The sequence below is a fragment of the Alteromonas sp. ALT199 genome (genome assembly GCF_018619335.1).
In the GTDB taxonomy this organism is placed as follows: Bacteria; Pseudomonadota; Gammaproteobacteria; order Enterobacterales; family Alteromonadaceae; genus Alteromonas.
The window spans coordinates 1-20,004 of the sequence record NZ_JAHHDX010000126.1 but is presented as its reverse complement, the minus strand read 5'-3'; the positions used below and the strand labels follow the sequence as shown (position 1 = coordinate 20,004).

Genomic DNA, 20,004 nt, shown 5'->3' with positions numbered 1-20,004 from the left:
TTGTTTAAGCTACCAGCGGCTTGTGTCAAAATACGCACTGTTATTTATTGAAGCAAAGAGAAACCTGTGGCGCGTCACGATAAAAAAGCTAAGAAGACATCCTCATCACCTAACCGCCCAAATAGCAAGGATGAGTTAAGCACAGATAACGCAGAATCTGATAGCTTGGCCCTACAGCGAGCAGGATTCGTTAGACGCTTGTTGGCAATGATTTACGATACGCTCGTGGCTACCGCTGTCGGTATGTGTGCCGCTATGGTGATGATAGTAACCTTGGTGGTTATGCTGAAAAACGGCGCCCTTGACCTGCAGGGCTATGCTGAACCTGCCGACCTGATTCAGGCTTCTTTTGGTTATAAATTGCTTATTCAAACGTGGGTAGGTTTGTGGATAGCGGGCTTTTTCTTATGGTTCTGGCGTAGAGGCGGACAAACACTTGGTATGCGTGCATGGCGTTTGCGTATTTACAGCACAGTTGACGAGCCTATGACATGGCCGCGCTTGTTGATTCGTCTTGTTGCTTCATTGGGAGGTTTAGGAACCTTGCTTGTTTTGTTTGATTTTAAAAATAAGCAATCGCTACAGGACCGCTTGGCACAAACAGAAGTGTTGAAACTGACTAAAGAAGCGAACGACCACAAAAGTTGGTGATGACGCATTCTAGGCCTTGAAGGGCGCCAAAAAAGTCAAAAAAAGAGGCTTCAAAACGCCTCTTTTTTATACAGCTTGACCGTGAAACTATTCGAGCATTTATAGTTTTATCAACGTTTAAGCATTACACCTGCGATAGCCGCAAACAGCAAGCTTGGTAGTAAAGCGCCTAAGAACGGCGGCAGCTGATATACCAAACTGACTGGCCCAAACACTTCGTTAAGAATAAAGAAACCAAAGCCTGTGAGTACGCCCATAATCACTCTTGCGCCCATCGTTACGCTACGTAGCGGACCAAAGATGAACGACAGTGCCATTAATAGCATTACGCCCACTGAAATAGGCTGAAAGATTTTTCGCCATAGCGCAAGTTCGTAGCGCGAGGGATCTTGGCCGTTGTTTTCTAAATAATTTACGTAATCTAGCAATCCAGTGATGGATAAAGCCTCTGGCTTAACAGCAACTATGCCCAGCTTATCGGGGGTTAGTGTTGAATTCCATCGCATGCGCTCGCTTTCTTGTACCGACACTTTAGTTTCTGAAAACTCAGTCACTTCGACATCGCTTAGCCACCAGCCATCGCCATCGAAAGCACTATTTTTTGCGTAGGTAATACTTTCAAGAGATAGGTCAGGGTTAAAGCTAAAAATGCTTACGTCTTTAAGCGAGTCTTGGCTAAGTACTTGACCAATACTCACAAATCGGTCGCCATCTTTAGCCCACACCAGCTTATCTGAAGAAAATAAACTACCGCCTGAAATGGCTTCGGTTCTTATTTGTTTGGCCTTGGTTTCGCTGTATGGGGTAACCCACTCACCAACCGCCATCACCAATAAAATCATCACAAGGGTGGATTTCATGGCTGAGTTTATAATGTTCCAACGGCTCATGCCCGCGGCCTGCATTACTACCAGTTCGCTATTACTGGCCAGTACGCCCATACCAATAAGGCCCCCAAGTAGTGTGGCCATAGGGAAGAACTGCTCTAGGTCGCGAGGCAAGCTAAGTAAAACATAGATAAAGGCGACAAGCATGTCATAGTCACCTTCGCCAATTTTACGCAGTTGTTCTACAAACTTTATGAGTGCGCTTAAGCCAATAAGTACACTAAGCGTAACCGTGATGGTGCCTAGCAGCGTGCGGGCAATGTATAAATCGAGGATCTTAAACATCTATTTTTTCCCCAATATCCAAGCGCGAAGCTCAGTGCCGGTCTTCCTGTCCCGCACTATTAACATGACACCAATAATCAACATGATGGTATGCACCCACCATAAGCCTAATTGTGGCGGCATTTTTCCGTCTTCTAGTACGCGTCTACTTGCGAGCAGCAGTAAAAAGTAGCCTAGATATAGCAAGATTGCAGGGAACATTTTTCCAAAGCGACCCTGACGCGGATCCACGGTACTTAGCGGCACAGCAATTAACACTAAAAAGGGGATTGAGAGCGGTATGGCAATGCGCCACTGAAGTTCGGCTCTTGCTTCAATACTGTCGTCTTCCCATAGCTCGTTAGTGGGCAGTACGCTTACTTTGCGACGAGTTTCGTCGGCGGGTTTATCAGCAATCTGAATTTGATATTCATCAAATTCTACTTTGCGGAATGCCTTTTCGGATTGTTTTCCCTCATACTGCACCCCTTCTTTCAATACAAGATTTCGGGTGCCATCAGGGTTATTAGCTACTTCGCCGGATTGCGCATATACAACGCGTACGTCGCCTTCGCTGTCATCCGTTTGATTCTGGGATAAAAACACACGTTGCAGCTTATCGTTGCTATCTACATCGTGCACGAATATAACCGCTTTTTCGTTACCCGTTTGCTGGAATCTACCTGGCATAAGGGCAGAAAGCCCTGCTTCATTACGGGCTTTTTCCCGCAATTGGTATTCGTTTTCAGCCGCCAGTGGCGCGAAATAAAGGGTAATTGCCCCTGTGACTATCATGATAATTACAGATAAAAACAGCATCACCCGAGTGACATACCATTCACTGATACCACAGGCCCTCATTACCGTCATTTCACTGTCTACATACAGCCTGCCGTGTGCCAGCATAATGCCCAAATAAGCACTGATCGGCAGCACCAAAGATGAGAGAATTGGGGCATATAAACCTAAGAAGCCAAGCACTAGCCCAGCAGGGATATCACCGTCTGATGCATCGCCTAACACGCGCACAAATCTAAGGGTGACAAAAATTGCCATAAGGATAAAGAAAATCGCTAACTGAGATTTCAGCGTTTCCTTAAGTAAATAGCGGAATATCAGCATCTCAGCCCTTCCGGAAAATTAGGAATTTTAGTGAAAGAAAGCACAATTTTGTTTAAACTTACCGTTTTTACAAGTTTTGCCTGCAATCATAAACCGTTTGCATGGTGTTTGGACGCAAATTTAACCTATATTCAATAGGTCTGTAAGCGCGAATTGCAGCGAACTAAAAAGTTATGCTGCGTATTAAAACATAAAGCAGCGCGAAACGTTACGTGATTTTAGTCATCGTGCAAACCATAAACGACGAAAAGCGAGGTGATATCGTGGAGTTTAGTGTAAAAAGTGGCAGTCCTGAAAAACAACGCAGCGCATGTATTGTTGTGGGTGTCTTCGAGCCGCGCCGTCTAACGGCAGTGGCTGAACAACTAGACGAAATCAGTGAAGGTTATATTAGCAACTTGTTGCGCCGTGGCGACCTTGAAGGTAAAGCGGGCCAAATGTTGTTGCTACACAACGTGCCAAACGTACTAAGTGAGCGCGTGCTTTTAGTCGGTTGTGGTAAAGAGCGCGAGCTTGATGAGCGTCAGTACAAAAATATTATTGCCAAAACTATTCAAACATTGAATGAAACCGGCTCGATGGAAGCGGTGTGTTTCTTAACCGAGCTTCACGTTAAAGGCCGTGATACTTATTGGAAAGTGCGTCAAGCGGTAGAAGCAACGGAAGATACGCTTTATACCTTTATGCAACTTAAAACCAAAAAGGGCGAGCCTCGCCGTCCACTGCGTAAAATTGTATTCAATGTACCTACACGCCGTGAGCTTACTGTTGGTGAGCGCGCGGTTGAGCATGGTTTAGCTGTAGCTCGTGGTTCGAAAGTAACCAAAGACGTAGCTAACATGCCGCCAAATATCTGTAACCCAGCATATCTGTGGCAGCAAGCGCAAGAGCTTGCCAGCCAATACGACAGCGTAACCGCTGAAGTAGTAGATGAAACACAAATGGCAGAGCTTGGTATGCAAGCGTATTTGGCTGTTGGTCGTGGTTCAGACAACGAAAGCATGATGAGTATTATGCATCACCGCGGTGGCTCTGCTGATCAAGCGCCTATTGTGCTTGTAGGTAAAGGTCTTACTTTTGATTCAGGCGGTATTTCAATTAAGCCAGGCGAAGGCATGGATGAAATGAAGTACGACATGGGTGGTGCTGCAGGCGTACTAGGTACTATGCACACTATCGCGGCGCTTAACCTGCCAATTAATGTTATTGGCGTATTGGCAGGCTGTGAAAACATGCCAGACGGTAAAGCTTATCGTCCGGGTGACATCCTAACTACCATGTCAGGACAAACCGTTGAAGTACTTAATACTGACGCTGAAGGCCGTTTGGTTCTGTGTGACGCGCTAACCTACGTAGAGCGCTTCGACCCAGAGCTTGTTGTAGATGTTGCTACGCTAACGGGTGCGGCTATCATCGCGCTAGGTCACCACGCTACGGCAGTGATGAGTACGCACAATCCACTTGCCCATGAGCTTCTCAATGCGTCAGAACAAAGTTCAGATCGCGCATGGCGTTTACCGCTATGGGACGATTATCAAGAGCAACTTGAAAGCCCATTTGCTGACATGACAAACCTTGGTGGTCGCCCAGCAGGGTCAATCACCGCAGGTTGTTTCTTGTCACGCTTCACTAAGAAGTACAACTGGGCTCACCTTGATATTGCCGGTACGGCATGGCGTAGTGGTAAGAACAAAGGTGCAACAGGCCGTCCAGTGCCTATGCTGTCTCAGTTCTTAATGAACCGCGCTGATATCAAGTTAGAGGACTAATCATTTATGCCACAAGTGATTTTTTATCAACTTACCAGCGGTGACAATGGTGTGGCAGGCCGCGCCAGTGAAGTCATTGCTTCAGCGTTTGCTAATAAGCAAAAAATTAGCGTGCTGTGTGATACACAGGCGCAAGCTGAAGAAGTTGATGAATTGTTATGGCAACTGCCGGCTGACCGCTTTGTGCCCCATAACCTTTATGGTGAAGGGCCGCAGTCGGGCACGCCGGTGGAAATTTGTTGGCAGCCAGAGCAGGTAGCCAGACGACAAATGGTGGTGAATGTGGGTTCCGGTATGGTGCCTTCACCTAATCAACATCGTCAAATCATCGATTTTGTACCCGTGGACGAGAACGCCAAACAGGCCGCGCGGGTAAGATACAAAAACTATCAGCAAGCTGGATGCAATATGCAGTTTAAATCTGCTTAAGTCATTCGCGTTTAGCTTCAATTTGAGAGTGTGTAATGGATAAAACCTTCGAACCGCAGTCCATCGAGCAGCAATGCTATAAGTCATGGGAAGAGGCGGGTTTATTTAAAGCTTCAGGCAGCGGCGACCCTTATTGTATTTTGCTTCCGCCGCCGAACGTTACCGGTAGCCTTCACATGGGCCACGGTTTCCAGCAAACTATTATGGATGCCCTAACTCGCTATCACCGCATGAAGGGCGACAACACCCTTTGGCAAGTGGGTACCGACCACGCAGGTATCGCTACCCAAATGGTGGTAGAGCGTAAACTTAACGCTGAAGGTAAAACCCGACACGATTTAGGTCGCGAAGACTTCATCAAAAAAGTCTGGGAATGGAAAGAGCACAGCGGCGGTACTATTACTGGCCAAATGCGTCGTTTAGGTACCTCTCCTGACTGGTCTCGTGAAGTGTTCACCATGGACGAAGACCTGTCTAAAGCCGTAACTGAAGTATTCGTGAAACTACATGAAGAAGGCCTTATTTACCGCGGTAAGCGTTTGGTGAACTGGGACCCTGTGCTTCATACAGCTGTTTCTGATTTAGAAGTACTGAACGAAGAAGAAGACGGCCACATGTGGCACATGCGCTACCCGCTAGCTGACGGTAGCGGTGAGCTAGTGGTTGCAACAACGCGCCCTGAAACTATGCTAGGTGATACAGCGGTTGCCGTTCATCCGGATGACGAGCGTTATCAAGGCTTTATAGGCAAAGAAATTAAGCTGCCGATTACGGGTCGTTTAATACCAGTTATTGCCGATGACTATGTCGATCAAGAGTTTGGTACTGGCTGCGTTAAAATTACGCCTGCTCACGACTTTAACGACTACGACATGGGTAAGCGTCATAACTTGCCTATGATCAACATTCTTACCGACGACGCGAAAATTAACGATGACGCGCCAGAAGCGTACCGTGGTTTAGATCGCTTTGACGCGCGTAAGCAGATTGTTGCTGACCTAGAAGCCCAAGGCGCATTGGTTAAAATTGAGCCGCACAAGCTTAAAGTACCGCGTGGCGATAGAACCAACGCGGTTATCGAACCATACCTAACTGATCAGTGGTATGTAGCGGTTGAGTCTCTTGCTAAGCCTGCTATTGAAGCGGTTGAAAGTGGCGAGATTCGCTTCGTGCCAGAAAACTGGAACAAAACTTATTACCAGTGGATGCACAACATTCAAGACTGGTGTATTTCTCGTCAGCTGTGGTGGGGACACCGCATTCCAGCGTGGTACGACGAAAACGGCAAGGTTTTTGTTGGTCGCACTGAAGAAGAAGTACGTGAAAAGCACGGTCTTGGTAGTGACGTAACCCTTTCACAAGATAACGACGTTCTCGATACTTGGTTCTCAAGTGCACTATGGCCGTTTGCGACTATGGGCTGGCCAGAAGAAACGCCAGATCTTGAAACCTTTGTACCATCTTCGGTACTTGTAACTGGCTTTGACATCATCTTCTTCTGGGTTGCCAGAATGATCATGATGACCAAGAAGTTCACCGGCAAAATACCGTTTAAAGACATCTATATTACTGGTCTTATCCGCGATGAGAACGGCGATAAAATGTCAAAATCGAAGGGCAACGTGCTTGACCCCATCGATTTGATTGACGGTATTGATATTGAGTCGCTAGTGACTAAACGTACCGCTGGCATGATGCAGCCACAATTGGCTGAAAAGATTGCTAAGCGCACCCGTAAACAGTTCCCTGATGGTATTCAGGCTTACGGTACAGATGCACTGCGCTTTACGTTTGCAGCTATGGCATCAACCAGCCGCGATATCAACTTTGATATGGCCCGTGTTGAAGGCTACCGTAACTTCTGTAACAAGATTTGGAACGCATCACGTTTCGTATTGATGAACACAGAAGAGCATGACACAGGTCGTGACGGCGGTGAAATGGAACTTAGCATGGCCGATCGCTGGATTTGGGCGAAGTTCCAACAAACCCTGGTTGAGTTTGAAAAAGCTCTTGAAGACTACCGTTTCGATATTGCTGCGCAAACTGTTTACGAATTCACTTGGAACCAGTTCTGTGACTGGTATCTAGAGCTGACTAAGCCTGTGCTTAGCAATGACGCTAGCACCGAAGCTGAGAAACGCGGTACACGTCATACGCTTATTAACGTGCTTGAAAGCCTGCTTCGCTTGTTGCACCCGCTTATGCCATTTATCACCGACACTATTTGGCAGCGTGTCGTGCCATTAAGTGCGCTTAAGGTGGAAGAGGGCGCAAGCATTATGGTTCAGGCATTCCCTGAAGTAGATGCGGCTAAACAAGACGATAAAGTGCTTGCTGATATTGAGTGGGTGAAGAAGTTTATCGTGGGTATTCGTAATATCCGTGGTGAAATGGATATCTCGCCAAACAAACCGCTTAATGCGCTACTTAAGAATGTAAGTGATGAAGACGCGCGTCGTCTTGATGCCGCCAAAGCATTCTTAGATAAGCTTTCTAAGCTTGAAACCGTTACTATTTTGAAAGACGGTGAAGAAGCGCCAGCTAGTGCAACAGCGCTTGTGGGCGAGATGGAAATTCTTATCCCAATGGCAGGGCTTATCGACAAAGACGCAGAGCTAGCTCGAATTACTAAAGCCATGGAGAAAATCGAGAAAGATGTTTCTCGTACGCGTGGTAAGTTAGGTAACGAGAAGTTCGTAAGTAATGCACCAGAAGCGGTAATTGAAAAAGAACGCGGTAAGTTGGAAGAAGGTGAAAAAGCCCTAGCTAAACTTAAAGAGCAGTTTGAAACGATAAAAGCGCTTTAGCACTTAGCTGTTGCCCCTAAAAGGGCGCTCAGATGCTTTGTATAGTATAAATGGGTTACCGGAAGGTAACCCATTTTTGTTACGTAAATTGATAATCTTTTGGGAGCACAAAGAAGAGGTATCTGTCGCTGAGAATTTCCTTTTGCTTTTGTTTATCGAAACACCACTTTAGCGGCCTATCTGTACCAAATTTCTATCATTGTTTACCTAGATATTGCTTTAACATACCTATTAGAGACTTTTGCTTAATTGGCTTTGTCAAATAGTCATTCATACCTGCATCAATTGCGTTCTGTTTGTCTTCTTTCATTGCGTTTGCAGAAAGACCAATAATTGGTAAAACCGCAAATTTCTTGTCTCGTAGCATTCTAGTGGCCTCGTATCCGTCCATTATCGGCATTTGTACGTCCATCAATATAAGGTCGTACTGAGGAGAATTTTCTACTTTTTGAACGGCTTGCTTGCCATCTTCGGCAATATCAAATGTCAGCCCAAGGTTAGTAAGCATTTCGCCGGTAACAAGTTGGTTTATATTATTGTCTTCAACTAGTAGTACGTGCCCCTCGAGTGTGGTTTCTTCAGGCTCGTCTTTAAAATGTTGCCCTTCAAAACCGATGTCCTTTGCAATAACTTGGTGTACGAAACGCTCAAATTGGGCAGGCGTAAAGGGGTGCATGATTAACGGGCCTTTCCAGAGCGAGCCATATTTAGCTTGTAGTGCACTACCTGCGCTTTCCATCACCAAGCCCACAGATTTATCGTTCTCTAACAAATTATTCAGCCAGCTGATATTTTCTCTGAAAAAGCTAAAATCATGAACATCTACAACGATAAAATCGGGAAGAGCTGCAGCGTTTCTAGCTTCACCGATTGACATACGCGCTGATGTCGAAAGCTGAATTTGCTCACAGTATGCCTCTGGGAGTAATGCTGACTCTGTAACGTAGAGACTGTTACTCGGTAGTTGGGGGGAATTTTGTAATACACCTGGTTGGTTTTTAAATGCTTTTAGAGGAAGCTGTACCTCAAAAGTGCTGCCTTTACCCATTGTAGACGTAGCGTCAAGCCGTCCATTCATAAGTTCGGTAAGCTGGCTTACAATTGCAAGCCCTAAGCCCGTACCACCGTATTTTCTGTTGGTTGAACCATCAGCTTGAGTAAAGGGTTTGAATATTTTATCAAGCTGCGCCGAACTCATTCCAATGCCGGAATCGGTTATTCTCATACAGAGGTTAAGCAGGTTGCCTTTTTCATTTAAGCAACCGTCAAACTCAATATTTATACGGCCTTGTTCGGTAAATTTCACAGCGTTATTGCCAATGTTCATGATGATTTGGGCAATCCGCAGCGGGTCTCCTATGACTTGGGGAGGTATTTTGGGGTTAACCGTAAAGTGAACAGATAAATTCTTTTCTTTTGCACGTAGCGCTATCACAGCAATCAGATTGTCGAATAGCGAGTGTAATGAAAAGCTCACTTCTTCTATTTTAAGTTTACCTGCTTCAATTTTAGAGAAGTCGAGTATATCGTTAATTACGCTAAGTAGTATTTGCCCTGAATATGCTGCTTTGTCTAAGTAGCCTCTAACCGTAGTGGAAAGCTCTTGCTGCTGCGCCAGTTCAATTAATCCAATAATGCCATTCATAGGCGTGCGAATTTCGTGGCTCATATTGGCCAAAAACATGCTTTTTGATGCGGTAGCCTGCTCGGCTTTCTCTTTAGATTCGGTGATGACTTTATTTAAGTTCTCTAGTTGAGAATTCATCGTTCTCGCTTCATTTAGCAGCTTCTCTGTTTCACGGTTTTTGTCGCTGAAAACAAGGGCAGCTTTCGCGAGCTTGCCAATTTCATCTCTTCGACTACTGCCGGGAATATTGGAGATCTGTACGCCTTTAGCAAGTTTATTGAATACTTCTGTGATTGAACGAATAGGACCAAGGATTCGAAATGTTGAAAATAATGCCGCTGCCAGAGCAAGTAGAATGGCAAACAAAGAAAAAAGCTCTCCGTTGCGCTGAGTGCTTTCTGCTATTTGGTAAGTTCGTTGCGTAATGATCTTTGAGTCAGTGCTCACTTTTTTCGCAAGTTCCCCACTTAAATAGAGGAATTCATTGGCAGATCCTGCCATAACGACATTAACCAGAAAAAGGTTACCTTGCGTAATTTGCGTTAGCTTGAAAAAGTCGTTCTTTATTCTGTCGATAATTCGTTCTATGCGCTGTTGCAGCTCAGTATTAGCAGACGAAGGCATGCGTATCAAAGCGTCAATGGAATCATTAAAGGACTTAATGAATTTCATATCAGGCTTCATCAAGTATTTCAGCATCGCATTCTCTGTGCGGATAAGAATGACCTTGGCATCGTCTACGAAAGCAGCAGAAATCTTCCCTTGTGCTAAAGCCTTATCAAGCTCACTTCCTAGCAACGTAATGTCAGACATGGTGCCCTGGTCGATAAGATTATCCCTTTCAGAGCGTGCTTCAACAACCTGGGAGAAATTCTCTTGATAGGCGCTCAAATGCTCTCTCATTCTATTGAGAATTTGATTGTTGTCTTCTTTTTGAGTTGAGAGCTCGTTTACCAGCGCAAGCTTATCGAGTTTATTGTTAATAGTTACCATAAGGCGGCTAAAGCGAGTAATGGCAGATTTACTCGCATTTTCTTTGAAGATCAAAACATTGCGCTGAAGGTCGACCACGTCACGCTCTAGCTCTTTAACTATACCCACATCAATAACGGCTTTAGCTGCAGACGCCACGCCTTTACTTAAAACCTCTTGGTTTTTTCGCGCCACAAAGCCTTGGGAAAGTATTAGCGCAATCAATGCTAGCAATACTGTTATAAGCTGTATCCGGATCGACGATAACATATAAGCCTAAAGAACCTTATTCCATTTAAGATGTGGTACTAAATCATTTTATGCAGTGATAAATTCGTACCACTTTTGCAAGCTATATTCATAGCTTGGCATAACCGTATTCCAAACTGCAACATTGCTAAAACGCTCTTCATAACTGCCGCCGGTTCGCTGCGCGCCTTTTTGTACACTTACTTTGCCGTCTGGACCGTTTAGTGGTTCAGAGGCAACGTTACCTTTATACCAATAGTCCCACTCAGCCTGCGATAAATAATCGGCAGAACGTTGGGGATTCGAAATGTAATAGCCCTGTCTCGCTATGAATGCGCCAGGCCAGCCTGAGAGCCACCAATTCATATATTCGTAAGCCACATCTTTCATTCTTCCTTGGGTAGCTGAAGAAAGGCACATTACGCCGTGCCATCCTCGGTATCCTTCTTTGGGAGCTGCGAAGGTGACGGGAATATGCTGGCCATTTAGCGCTGAAACCGCAGGAGAAAACATGCTTTCAATGGCAACGCGGCCACTTTTCATGAATTCGACAGATTCGGGAACCGATGTCCAAAAACCGCTAAAGTGATTAAGTTGGGTAAGCTCTATCAGCAGATTAAATAGATCGTCTAGCTCGTATTCAGTGATAGAACCAATATCTTGGAAAGTGACAAAGCCCTTGGCTTGGGCAGCCAATGCTAAGTCGAATAGCCCGATGGTAGGATCGTTCACAATCCCCACTTTTCCAGAAAAATGGCGATCTAGCAACCACCCCCAGCTCTCTTCTTGACCCTGCAGTTCATCAGGTAATTTTGACGTGTCGTAACCAAAAGAATCTACATTATGCACATAGGGTAAAAAACTGATGGTATCGGTATGCTTTTCACCCAAAGACCCATCGTCTTGTACATTGAGAATTTTATGCGGTGCATCGCCCGCACCCATTCGCGCGTTTTCAGTGAGCTTACCGGTTTTGCTTAAGTTGTTTATTTCTTCCCAATATTGAAGACGCTTTTTTTGTATAGGTTGGATAGCCTTTGCACGCCACAGAACGTTAATGCTATTTGACCATTGCTCATACAAGTCGAAGGAGTGGGGATTCATAGAGGCTTTTTGTAGCACAGTTGCACTACCACCTGGTTCAAACTCTATGTTAATGCCTAAGTCTTCCATAGCGCGTTGTCGAATTGCTTCTTGCAAAGTAACGTGGGTTCCCATAATCCGTAAGGTTGGCTTTGTTTTACCAATGGCAAAGGGGGTAATGCCTGCCGTTAAGCCAAACGCTAGCCCTCCTTTTAATAGGGTGCGACGTGATGTAGAAGAGTTATTAAGTTTATAAGGCTTAATAGACATTGTTAAAGTCCGTATAAAGGGTTTCCCTTGTTATATTCTGGCATCTAGTACGAGAAGTTACCAAGATATGTTGAAAGATAGTTAATGGTAAAGTGCTTTTGACATATTCAGTAACATTTCACCGTTAGCTTTGCTATCTTATTTCCACTATAAAGATATCAAAGTGATATCAAAGGTGAGTGATATGCAAGAGAGAAAGGGTTTTTCAGTAAATGGATATTTGATGATTTGCGTTTTGCTATTGGCACAGGCTGCGGCATTTTTCTACGCCGTCAGAGGAAACCCCGAAGGCGGAATTATTTTAAGTTTTTTGGTTGCTGCTTTATGGATGGGGTACTTTATGGTGCAGCCAAACCAAGCCAAGGTGATGACTTTTTTCGGCAGTTATGTCGGAACAATCTCTGATGTGGGATTGCGCTGGACCATTCCTTTCTTCCGTCGAAAGAATATCTCATTACGGATAAGAAATTTCGAAAGTGCAAAAATAAAGGTGAATGACAACCAGGGAAACCCCATTGAAATTGCGTCAATTGTGGTGTGGAAAGTGACGGATACTGCTGAAGCCGTATTTGATGTAGACGATTATGAAAGCTTTGTTCGCATTCAAAGTGAATCTGCAATTCGTAATATGGCAAGTAGTTTTCCTTATGATCCTCGTGATGATGAGCAAGCTGAAGTGGCACTTCGCAGTCACCCGATTGAAATTTCTGAGCGGTTACAACAAGAAATACAGGCGCGTTTGGCCAAAGCTGGGATCACCATACTAGAGTCTCGTATTAGTCACCTTGCCTACGCCCAAGAAATTGCCAGCGCCATGCTACAGCGGCAGCAAGCTTCAGCTATCGTTGCCGCGCGTAAGCAAATAGTTGACGGTGCTGTGGGAACGGTTGAAATGGCCCTTCAGCGTTTAAACGAAAAAGGGGTGGTAGAGTTAGATGAAGAGCGTAAGGCAACCATGATCAGTAATCTCTTAGTGGTGCTGTGTGGTGATAAATCGACGCAGCCGGTTATTAATACAGGTACAATTTATTAATAGGGTTTCGAGATTGTAATTACGGTGCCGTAGGCTTACTGCGGCACATAAGGTTTGTTATTTTGGCAAAGAAAAAAGCATATCCGCTTCGGATAAATGAAAATGTACTTGCCGCCATGGAAAGGTGGGCTGCCGATGACTTACGCAGCGTTAATGCGCAAATCGAGTATGTACTTCGACAGGCGCTTGTAAAACAAGGTAGAGTCAAGCTCGTTGAAAAAGTGGTAGTAGAAGTTGAAGAAATTCAATCAACGAAGAATGATGGTTTATAAAGGGCATTGAGATGCCCTTGTGTTTCGCAGTGAGAGTGTTTTGAACGTAAGTGGTGGGCGTTTTTTTAGAATATCGGTCAAAGCGCTTCCCGTGATTTATCTTCTAAAGGCTCTGGAGCTGAAATTGGTGAAAGTTTCACGCTCTCCTGAATGCACTCCACCGTATTTCGTCCATTATTTTTTGCCTTATAAAGCGCTTTATCGGCATAGGTTAAAAGCTGTTTGGCGCTTCTGTGCTGAAGCTCCTTCGTTTGAACTGAACCAATGCTTATCGTGATCTTATGGCCTTTTAAAAGCGGTTGCGTTTGGTGCAATTTGCTCACTTTCTTTCTCAGCCTATCTAGTATTTGATGCGGCGAAACTTGGCTTAGAAGCACAATACAAAAAGCAAATTCTTCGCCTCCAATTCTGCCTATTGCGTCTTCAGCGCGAAAGAATCTCTGCATTGTTTGAGCAACGATAGTAAGCACTTCATCGCCAAACCCATGCCCAAAGCTATCGTTTATTGACTTAAAGTGATCAACATCAGCAATACCTACAAGTACTTCATGGTTGTTGCGCTTGGCAAACATTAAAGATTTAGAGAAGGCATCCATAAAAGCATGTCTGTTGGGTATATTGGTTAGGGCGTCAAAATATGCCAGCTTTTCTAGTTTTAAATTTGCATCTCGCAGCTCACTTGTACGTTCGTGAACTAAGTTTTCTAAATTGTGTTTTATCCTTTTTAGCTCTGAATTTCTTTTATCCAGCTGTTCAGACTGAAATTTCATCTCACTCACATTGCGCTGTACCGCAGCAAAGTGCGTAACTTCACCAAAATCGTTAGTCAATGGGAATATATTCATTTGAACCCAAAAAGGGGTGCCTGTTTTTGTATAGTTAAGCAGAGTTTCAGTGCAGGGTCGTTGTGCGACAAGTGCTTGTCGAATACGCTGGGTCGACGCTTTGTCTGTAAGTGCCCCTTGTAAAATCCTTGGGGTTTCGCCTAATAGTTCTTCAAGTGAGTATTCTGTATGTTTACAAAGTGCATTATTAGCATAAATAATCTTCGGAGAGAGTGGGGCGTCAATATTCTGTGCTTCTGTCACTAAGATCATGTCTTGTGAATTTTGCACAATGTCCCGGTAAGAAAAGTCGTTAATCTTTGAGGTGATATTCGTAAAATAAACCACTACGAACGGTGGCGGGCTGCTGTTTGTATCATACTTCTCGGGGTATGCATTAACGCTAAACCAAGTAATTTGCCCTGACGTGTCGTTTATTTTTCCTATTATCTGATTATCAACTGATTTGCCTGTCGCGAGTACTCGGGCTATGGGTAATTCATCGTAAGGAATTTTTCTGTTTTCCATGTCGACGAATTCCCATGTCTCCCCATCAAGGCTTTTTTCTTTAAGTTCTTCTAGGCTTAAATTAAGCATCGACGCAGCAGCAGGATTAGCATACTCCACAGCCCCATTTGCGTTGTGAATGACCACACCAATTTGCGTATTTTCTAAAAGGTTGAACAAGTTAACATTGTTGAAGCTCATTGCACTACACCACTTGAAAGCGTCAGTATGTACTCTTTTTTCGGTACATTGGCGAATTAATGTTAGTTGAAAAGAGGGGTTAAACTATATATTAGACTTTAGTTTAAAAAATAGCCAAAAGCTGAGTTTAAAGTAGTTTTTGGCCTGATCAGCGGTGAAAGAGGAAACTAAGAGCGAGAGCGTGTACTTATGCGTCTCACAAATACAATACCACCTAACAAACATAGCGGAAGTAGTGACCAGGTTCCGCCGTGTTCTTCTACTATCACTACCGTATCATCTACAACGTACTCATAGTTTTCACTTTCAAGAGGAAGGTAAGCCAGAGCGCTATCGTCGTAAGCATCGGTAAACGCTACAAGCATCTCAGTATCTGCATCGTAAAGTTCTAGCAATATGTCGTATTCACCTGGCGGATAGCCTGATACTAATGAACTCTCAATGGTGAATGTATCGGTTGAATCTTCTGAATAAATATAGAATTCAGACGACACATGAATAGCGTCGTAAACACCGTCTTTACCTAGATACAATACCGCGTATACGGGCGCTCGTGTAAAAATAGTGTCGGCGTCAAATTCAATTGAAAATGTAGAGTGATATCCGTCGTAGTCGATATCTTGCTCAAGCGCTACCCAGCTTTCATAAATCCAGAATTCATTAATGCTGCTAACCACTATGTCGTTTGAAGACTTATTTACATTAAGGTGTTGTTGATGCTTATTGGCTTTACTGTGGCTATTTTGGTGCGGGGCAACGCCATCGGTAGACTGTTCAACAGCACTTTCATTGGGCAGTTCGCCTGATGTTTTAGGCAAGAGTGATTCAGCAGCTACAAATGGCTGGTCGTAACGAAACTCGTTTGAGGTAACCTGTTTATCGTCTGACTTGCTATCGGTATTTGCATGTACAGGTGACAAAAACGCAAGCTGTAATGAGGCGATAGCAGAATATGCTGTGAGTGCTAATACTAATTTTTTCATCTGTCCATCCTTTTCCAATCGATAATGACATAGCCATTGTTGACGAAAAAAGATGAACAAAAGCTGAAGAGTAACTTAATGGCTCCTCAGCTTTTAAAGAGGGGAGTAAAGTTTAGTCGTCGAAGTAATGGTCTTCTTCTTCGTACTCACCTTCTTCACGTGGTTCGAAGTACGTACCCCACCCATCGTAAGTGACGTCGTGTTTGTCGGCAATTTTTAACAGTGCGTCTGAATCAGTATTGAGTTTTTCGATATCTAGCTTTCTCTCTACCACGGCGTCGAAACAGAAAATAGTTTCGCCATCATCTAGAATAAGCTCTTCCGCGTCAGTCACTTCAAAACCAGCTTTAAACGCATCGACAGCCGCTTTTTCTAACACGTCGAAGTCGGTGCTGGCGAAATGGTGCTCAATGGTATAGTCGGCGTCGGCTTGACTACCATCTTCTAGAAGGGCATCAATAGTTTCTTGGTTAAACTCGTACCACTCTTCTCTTTCATCGAACTGGGTCATAATAAACACTCGTTAGCAATTTAGGCGCAAGTTTACCTGCTTTTTTCCAGTTCATCGACCCGTGTATTGAGTGCATCAAACTTTTGCTTCATTTCATCATTTAAATGCACCATCCACTCTTTGATTGTATGTTCTTCGGTCAATGGTTGAGGCTCTGCTATATCAATTAAAACGATACCGTTGTCCCAGCGGTTCCATTTAACTTTTTTATGCAGGTTGCTTGCTGTAACCATAACAACCGGTTCATTAGTGGTTTTTGCTAAACGAAAAGCTCCTTGCTTAAAGGGCAGAATACCTCTGCCGTAACTTCTGGTACCTTCAGGGAATAACCATACAGAAGTTTTCTTTTTAGCTATGCGGTTAGCGGCAATATCTAAGGTGTTTCGCGCTTTTCCTGAATTTTTTCTATCAATCATAATATTCCCAGACAGCCAATAAATTTGGCCAAATATGGGGATCCACTTCAAACTCTTCTTGCCAATTGTCACCACGCCGGGAAGTGCAGCCTTACAAATTGTAATAACGTCAAAGCTGTTTTGGTGATTTGCGATGAAAACATAAGGTTCGTTCGTTTTTACAGCGGGATCTCTTTGAATAATTATTTTTAGGCCAACTATCTTTGCCATGAGCGAGTATAAACTGCCGGCAGCATGCACGTTATCCTTGTGAAAAGGGCGCAATATACAAATTATCAGCAAGACAATATTGATAAGTAAGAAAGCAATAAATAGTGCCGGTATGCGAAATAAAGCGATCAAAATAACTCCTAGATACAATTGACGCGCGCAGTATAGATGAAGTTTCAGCGTACACTTGTCCGATGAGTTTTTACAGTGTTTAGACTTAATCGGGTCATCACTTATGAAAGTTCCTTCTTTTATCACCTTTAGTATGAGGAAATTTTGCCGATACCGAATTACAATAATACAAAGCTAATCGAACTTAACTCGGTATTCATTACATGCAGACATTTACTCCAGACGACCTAGAAGAAGATATTCTTGCTGACCTTATGGAGGAAATTAACGAACTCTATGAATCAAGTGAACAAACTTTGATTGAATTAGAGCTTCGTCCGGAAGATAACGAGTTACAGCGGGCTCTGTTTCGTTCCATTCATACTATAAAAGGCGATTTGGGCTTAGTTAATTTTTCTCCTATGATCCCTCTTTTACAGCATGTCGAAGACTTGCTCGATTACTTGCGTAAAGGCCAGGTGGCATATACCAGCACTATGAGTGACTTGGTGCTTCTTACCATGGACAGGGTAAAAGCCTTTGTAGAGACTGTAATGGCTGACGGTAAGGCTGAGTACGATGACAACCTTCATAACCAGCTTGTGCTTGCTATCGGTAGAGTTACGCCTGAAAATTCTTCTGAGCATGAAAATCGTCTTACTGAAGCGGTGTTGTTACTCAATCCTGCGTTAGACGTTGTTGCTGACGGCGACGACCCTGAAAACGTGCAAATAAAACCGCCTACATTAGCCGCGACAGGCATCCCTAAAGATATTAGCAGTGAGAAGAAACAAGATATTTTGTTTTTCCGCGACCTTATGCAAACCATAGAGCGTCGCTCTAATTACTGGGTTGGAAGAGGTGACCGCATTGCCAAGTTGGCCATGTATATCAACGATGTCGCCGAAAACCCGATTGACGTAGACCAGCTTGCGGTAGCCAGTTATGTACATGATTTTGGTATGGCGTTCATGCCAATAAAGTTATTGCATAAAGGCGATGAATTAAGTGATATCGAGTTTAATCTAATGCGCTCTCACGTGTACAAAAGCGCACGTCTGTTAGAGCATTTAGACCAGTGGGATATGGCGCGCAAAATAGTGATGCAACATCACGAACGTACCGATGGAACCGGATATCCATTGGGTATAAAAGAAGACGATATCTGTGAAGGCGCTAAGCTGCTCTCCATTGTAGATACCTACGATGCAATGACGCACCCAAGGGCGCATAACGAAGACAATGTGCTTTCCAAAAAAGAAGCGGTGATAGAAATCAATCGCAGTGCCAAAGGACAGTTCAGTATGAAGTGGGTAAGGCTGTTTAATCAGGCAATGACAGCGCTTTTAACTAAAGGGCAGTAAACACCGCCCTTTACTTGCCAATTGATTAGTTGGCTGTCTTCAATTGCTGCCAAATCAAATTCTTGAATCCAGCTGTATTTCATTGCAGAGCTGCTGGTTTTTAAATTCCCAACAGAGTGGCACTGTTTCTCTTTTGGGATGACTTAGCGTCATTTTCAGTTTATCGAAGCTTGCATAGGTAACTAGCTCCCCATCAAATTCCGTGATGATACTGCTGACTGAAATTTTGGCAGCATAAGCGCCGGTATCTTTAGCGACATCTAAGACAATGGCACCTTTGGAGTGGGGGAGCAAGCGAAGGCCTGAGCGGTCTGCTTCTACAAAGGAAGTATATTGCTTGCTGGGTTGATACCACATGCGTTCTTTAGAAAAATCAAACACGGTGTTGAAACGTTTTAAAACTTGATTGCCCAGTACCCCGTCGCTTCCGTCCTGCGGATTGCTACCTTCAAATCTGAAGTATGTAGGTAGGTGATCAAACGTGACGTCACCAAAAGAGAAGTGAGTAAGTAAGCCCACAAGGTTAGCCGAATCCCCTTGAATTCCAGTGCTGGTTGCTTCAAAAGTTTTATCTGGCAACGCAAAACGGTCGTTTTCGGCAAATAAGCTCAAGGTTCCTGTCGAACCAGTATCCAGCATGAGTTTTACCGTTGTCAGGTTCTTTTCATCGTGAAGTGTTGTGGTGAAGTAGGGCGTATTGCTCTCTACAGGCATTGCGATTTCCTGCCACTGCTCAGTGCGATAATACGACCTGCTGTTATCGTCCGGTTTGGAAATTACTAATGTCTTAGCGTCGTGGTTTATCTCTACAAGACAACAATTAAAAAAATCAGCACCAAGTACACCGTCGAAATACGTTTCATCTACACTGCGAAACGGCATCGCAGATGTTGGTGCGTAAATTACCGATAAATCGGAGATAGAAAAACCACCTAGCTGAATATGGGCGTCATGCACAATGTAAGCTGTTGGCGCCTTTCCATTTCCAGCTCCCCCTATCGTAATTGGTTTGTTCATAGGTAACTTAAGTGCGTTGGTTTTACTCGTTTCCGTAATGACTGTGGCAGCTGCGCCCGAGTCTAGTACAAAAGTCAGGGGCGTGGTTTCATTAACAGCCACATTCACCAAAACGTGGTCATTGAGCATAGTGAAAGGCACCACGGTCCGAGTAATGGCTTCATCTACGAGCTCTTTGTCAGCGTTTTCGCCTTCGCTTTGCCAAGCGATTTTCGCGTTCTCATTTTTCCACTGAAAAGCGGCCATGTCCCAAATGCGACATCCAGAGAGTCCAATGAGCATAGTCGTCATCAGTATCCAACGCAGACAACCGCGTTTAAAGCAAAAATGTGGAGTTTCATTAGTGTGATATATCATATTAATTGCCTCGTCGTTTTTATTAAGTGTAAAAGAAATTAATTATCGTTTTGCAGTAATTATTG

At 44.1% G+C, this 20,004-nt stretch carries 16 protein-coding genes; 7 read left to right on the top strand and 9 right to left on the bottom strand.

The genetic code is table 11. The annotated features are described in order from the left end of the window. The first annotated feature begins 66 nt into the window (after window positions 1-66). The gene (locus KL866_RS13850) at window positions 67-651 is read left to right on the top strand and encodes an RDD family protein (protein ID WP_214995525.1); all 585 of its coding nucleotides are present in this window, start codon (window positions 67-69) and stop codon (window positions 649-651) included. Between the two features lie 110 nt (window positions 652-761). On the opposite strand, the gene lptG is transcribed toward KL866_RS13850, so the two are convergent. Continuing rightward, entirely contained in the window at window positions 762-1,823 is a 1,062-nt protein-coding gene (lptG, locus tag KL866_RS13845; RefSeq protein WP_118492474.1) for an LPS export ABC transporter permease LptG, read from the bottom strand. Then, window positions 1,824-2,924 carry an LPS export ABC transporter permease LptF gene (gene lptF / locus KL866_RS13840; protein WP_214995523.1) on the bottom strand — a complete coding sequence of 367 codons (1,101 nt, stop codon included), beginning with the start codon at window positions 2,922-2,924 and terminating at the stop codon, window positions 1,824-1,826. 263 nt (window positions 2,925-3,187) lie between these two features. Between lptF and pepA the strand changes: the two genes are divergently transcribed. From pepA to KL866_RS13825, 3 genes are read left to right on the top strand one after another with little or no spacing between them, the layout of a single operon-like run. Next, window positions 3,188-4,693, top strand: a complete 1,506-nt coding sequence (gene pepA / locus KL866_RS13835) for a leucyl aminopeptidase (protein WP_025256328.1) — start codon at window positions 3,188-3,190, stop codon at window positions 4,691-4,693. A gap of 6 nt (window positions 4,694-4,699) precedes the next feature. Continuing rightward, on the top strand, window positions 4,700-5,122 hold the full coding sequence (locus tag KL866_RS13830; RefSeq protein WP_025256327.1) for a DNA polymerase III subunit chi: 423 nt from the start codon (window positions 4,700-4,702) through the stop codon (window positions 5,120-5,122). Window positions 5,123-5,157: 35 nt separating this feature from the next. Continuing rightward, complete coding sequence (locus tag KL866_RS13825; RefSeq protein ID WP_025256326.1) at window positions 5,158-7,932, top strand: valine--tRNA ligase; 2,775 nt, start codon at window positions 5,158-5,160, stop codon at window positions 7,930-7,932. Between the two features lie 196 nt (window positions 7,933-8,128). On the opposite strand, the gene KL866_RS13820 is transcribed toward KL866_RS13825, so the two are convergent. Then, complete coding sequence (locus tag KL866_RS13820) at window positions 8,129-10,801, bottom strand: hybrid sensor histidine kinase/response regulator (protein ID WP_025256325.1); 2,673 nt, start codon at window positions 10,799-10,801, stop codon at window positions 8,129-8,131. Between the two features lie 48 nt (window positions 10,802-10,849). Then, the gene (locus KL866_RS13815) at window positions 10,850-12,133 is read right to left on the bottom strand and encodes a PotD/PotF family extracellular solute-binding protein (RefSeq protein ID WP_025256324.1); all 1,284 of its coding nucleotides are present in this window, start codon (window positions 12,131-12,133) and stop codon (window positions 10,850-10,852) included. A 184-nt stretch (window positions 12,134-12,317) separates the two neighbouring features. Here KL866_RS13815 and KL866_RS13810 point away from each other — a divergent pair, with 184 nt between their 5' ends. Next, window positions 12,318-13,166 carry an SPFH domain-containing protein gene (locus KL866_RS13810; protein WP_025256323.1) on the top strand — a complete coding sequence of 283 codons (849 nt, stop codon included), beginning with the start codon at window positions 12,318-12,320 and terminating at the stop codon, window positions 13,164-13,166. Window positions 13,167-13,228: 62 nt separating this feature from the next. Then, window positions 13,229-13,438 (top strand): hypothetical protein, encoded by a 210-nt coding sequence (locus KL866_RS13805; protein ID WP_025256322.1) that lies wholly within the window; start codon window positions 13,229-13,231, stop codon window positions 13,436-13,438. A gap of 77 nt (window positions 13,439-13,515) precedes the next feature. Here the strand turns inward: KL866_RS13805 and KL866_RS13800 are convergent, their stop codons facing one another. From KL866_RS13800 to KL866_RS13785, 4 genes are all read right to left on the bottom strand, one after another. After that, complete coding sequence (locus tag KL866_RS13800; protein ID WP_025256321.1) at window positions 13,516-14,970, bottom strand: sensor domain-containing diguanylate cyclase; 1,455 nt, start codon at window positions 14,968-14,970, stop codon at window positions 13,516-13,518. 167 nt (window positions 14,971-15,137) lie between these two features. Further along, on the bottom strand, window positions 15,138-15,953 hold the full coding sequence (locus tag KL866_RS13795) for a choice-of-anchor H family protein (protein WP_025256320.1): 816 nt from the start codon (window positions 15,951-15,953) through the stop codon (window positions 15,138-15,140). Between the two features lie 112 nt (window positions 15,954-16,065). Further along, window positions 16,066-16,464: a ribonuclease E inhibitor RraB gene (gene rraB / locus KL866_RS13790; RefSeq protein WP_025256319.1), complete on the bottom strand. Its 399-nt coding sequence runs from the start codon at window positions 16,462-16,464 to the stop codon at window positions 16,066-16,068. A 32-nt stretch (window positions 16,465-16,496) separates the two neighbouring features. After that, complete coding sequence (locus KL866_RS13785; RefSeq protein WP_214995521.1) at window positions 16,497-17,222, bottom strand: 1-acylglycerol-3-phosphate O-acyltransferase; 726 nt, start codon at window positions 17,220-17,222, stop codon at window positions 16,497-16,499. Between the two features lie 203 nt (window positions 17,223-17,425). On the opposite strand from KL866_RS13785, the gene KL866_RS13780 reads away from it, so the two are divergent. Further along, window positions 17,426-18,565 carry an HD-GYP domain-containing protein gene (locus tag KL866_RS13780; RefSeq protein ID WP_025256317.1) on the top strand — a complete coding sequence of 380 codons (1,140 nt, stop codon included), beginning with the start codon at window positions 17,426-17,428 and terminating at the stop codon, window positions 18,563-18,565. A 54-nt stretch (window positions 18,566-18,619) separates the two neighbouring features. Here KL866_RS13780 and KL866_RS13775 read toward each other — a convergent pair whose 3' ends face one another. Further along, a complete protein-coding gene (locus KL866_RS13775; protein WP_029661490.1) occupies window positions 18,620-19,939 on the bottom strand; it encodes an aspartyl protease family protein in 1,320 nt (439 codons plus the stop codon). Between the last annotated feature and the right edge of the window lie 65 nt (window positions 19,940-20,004).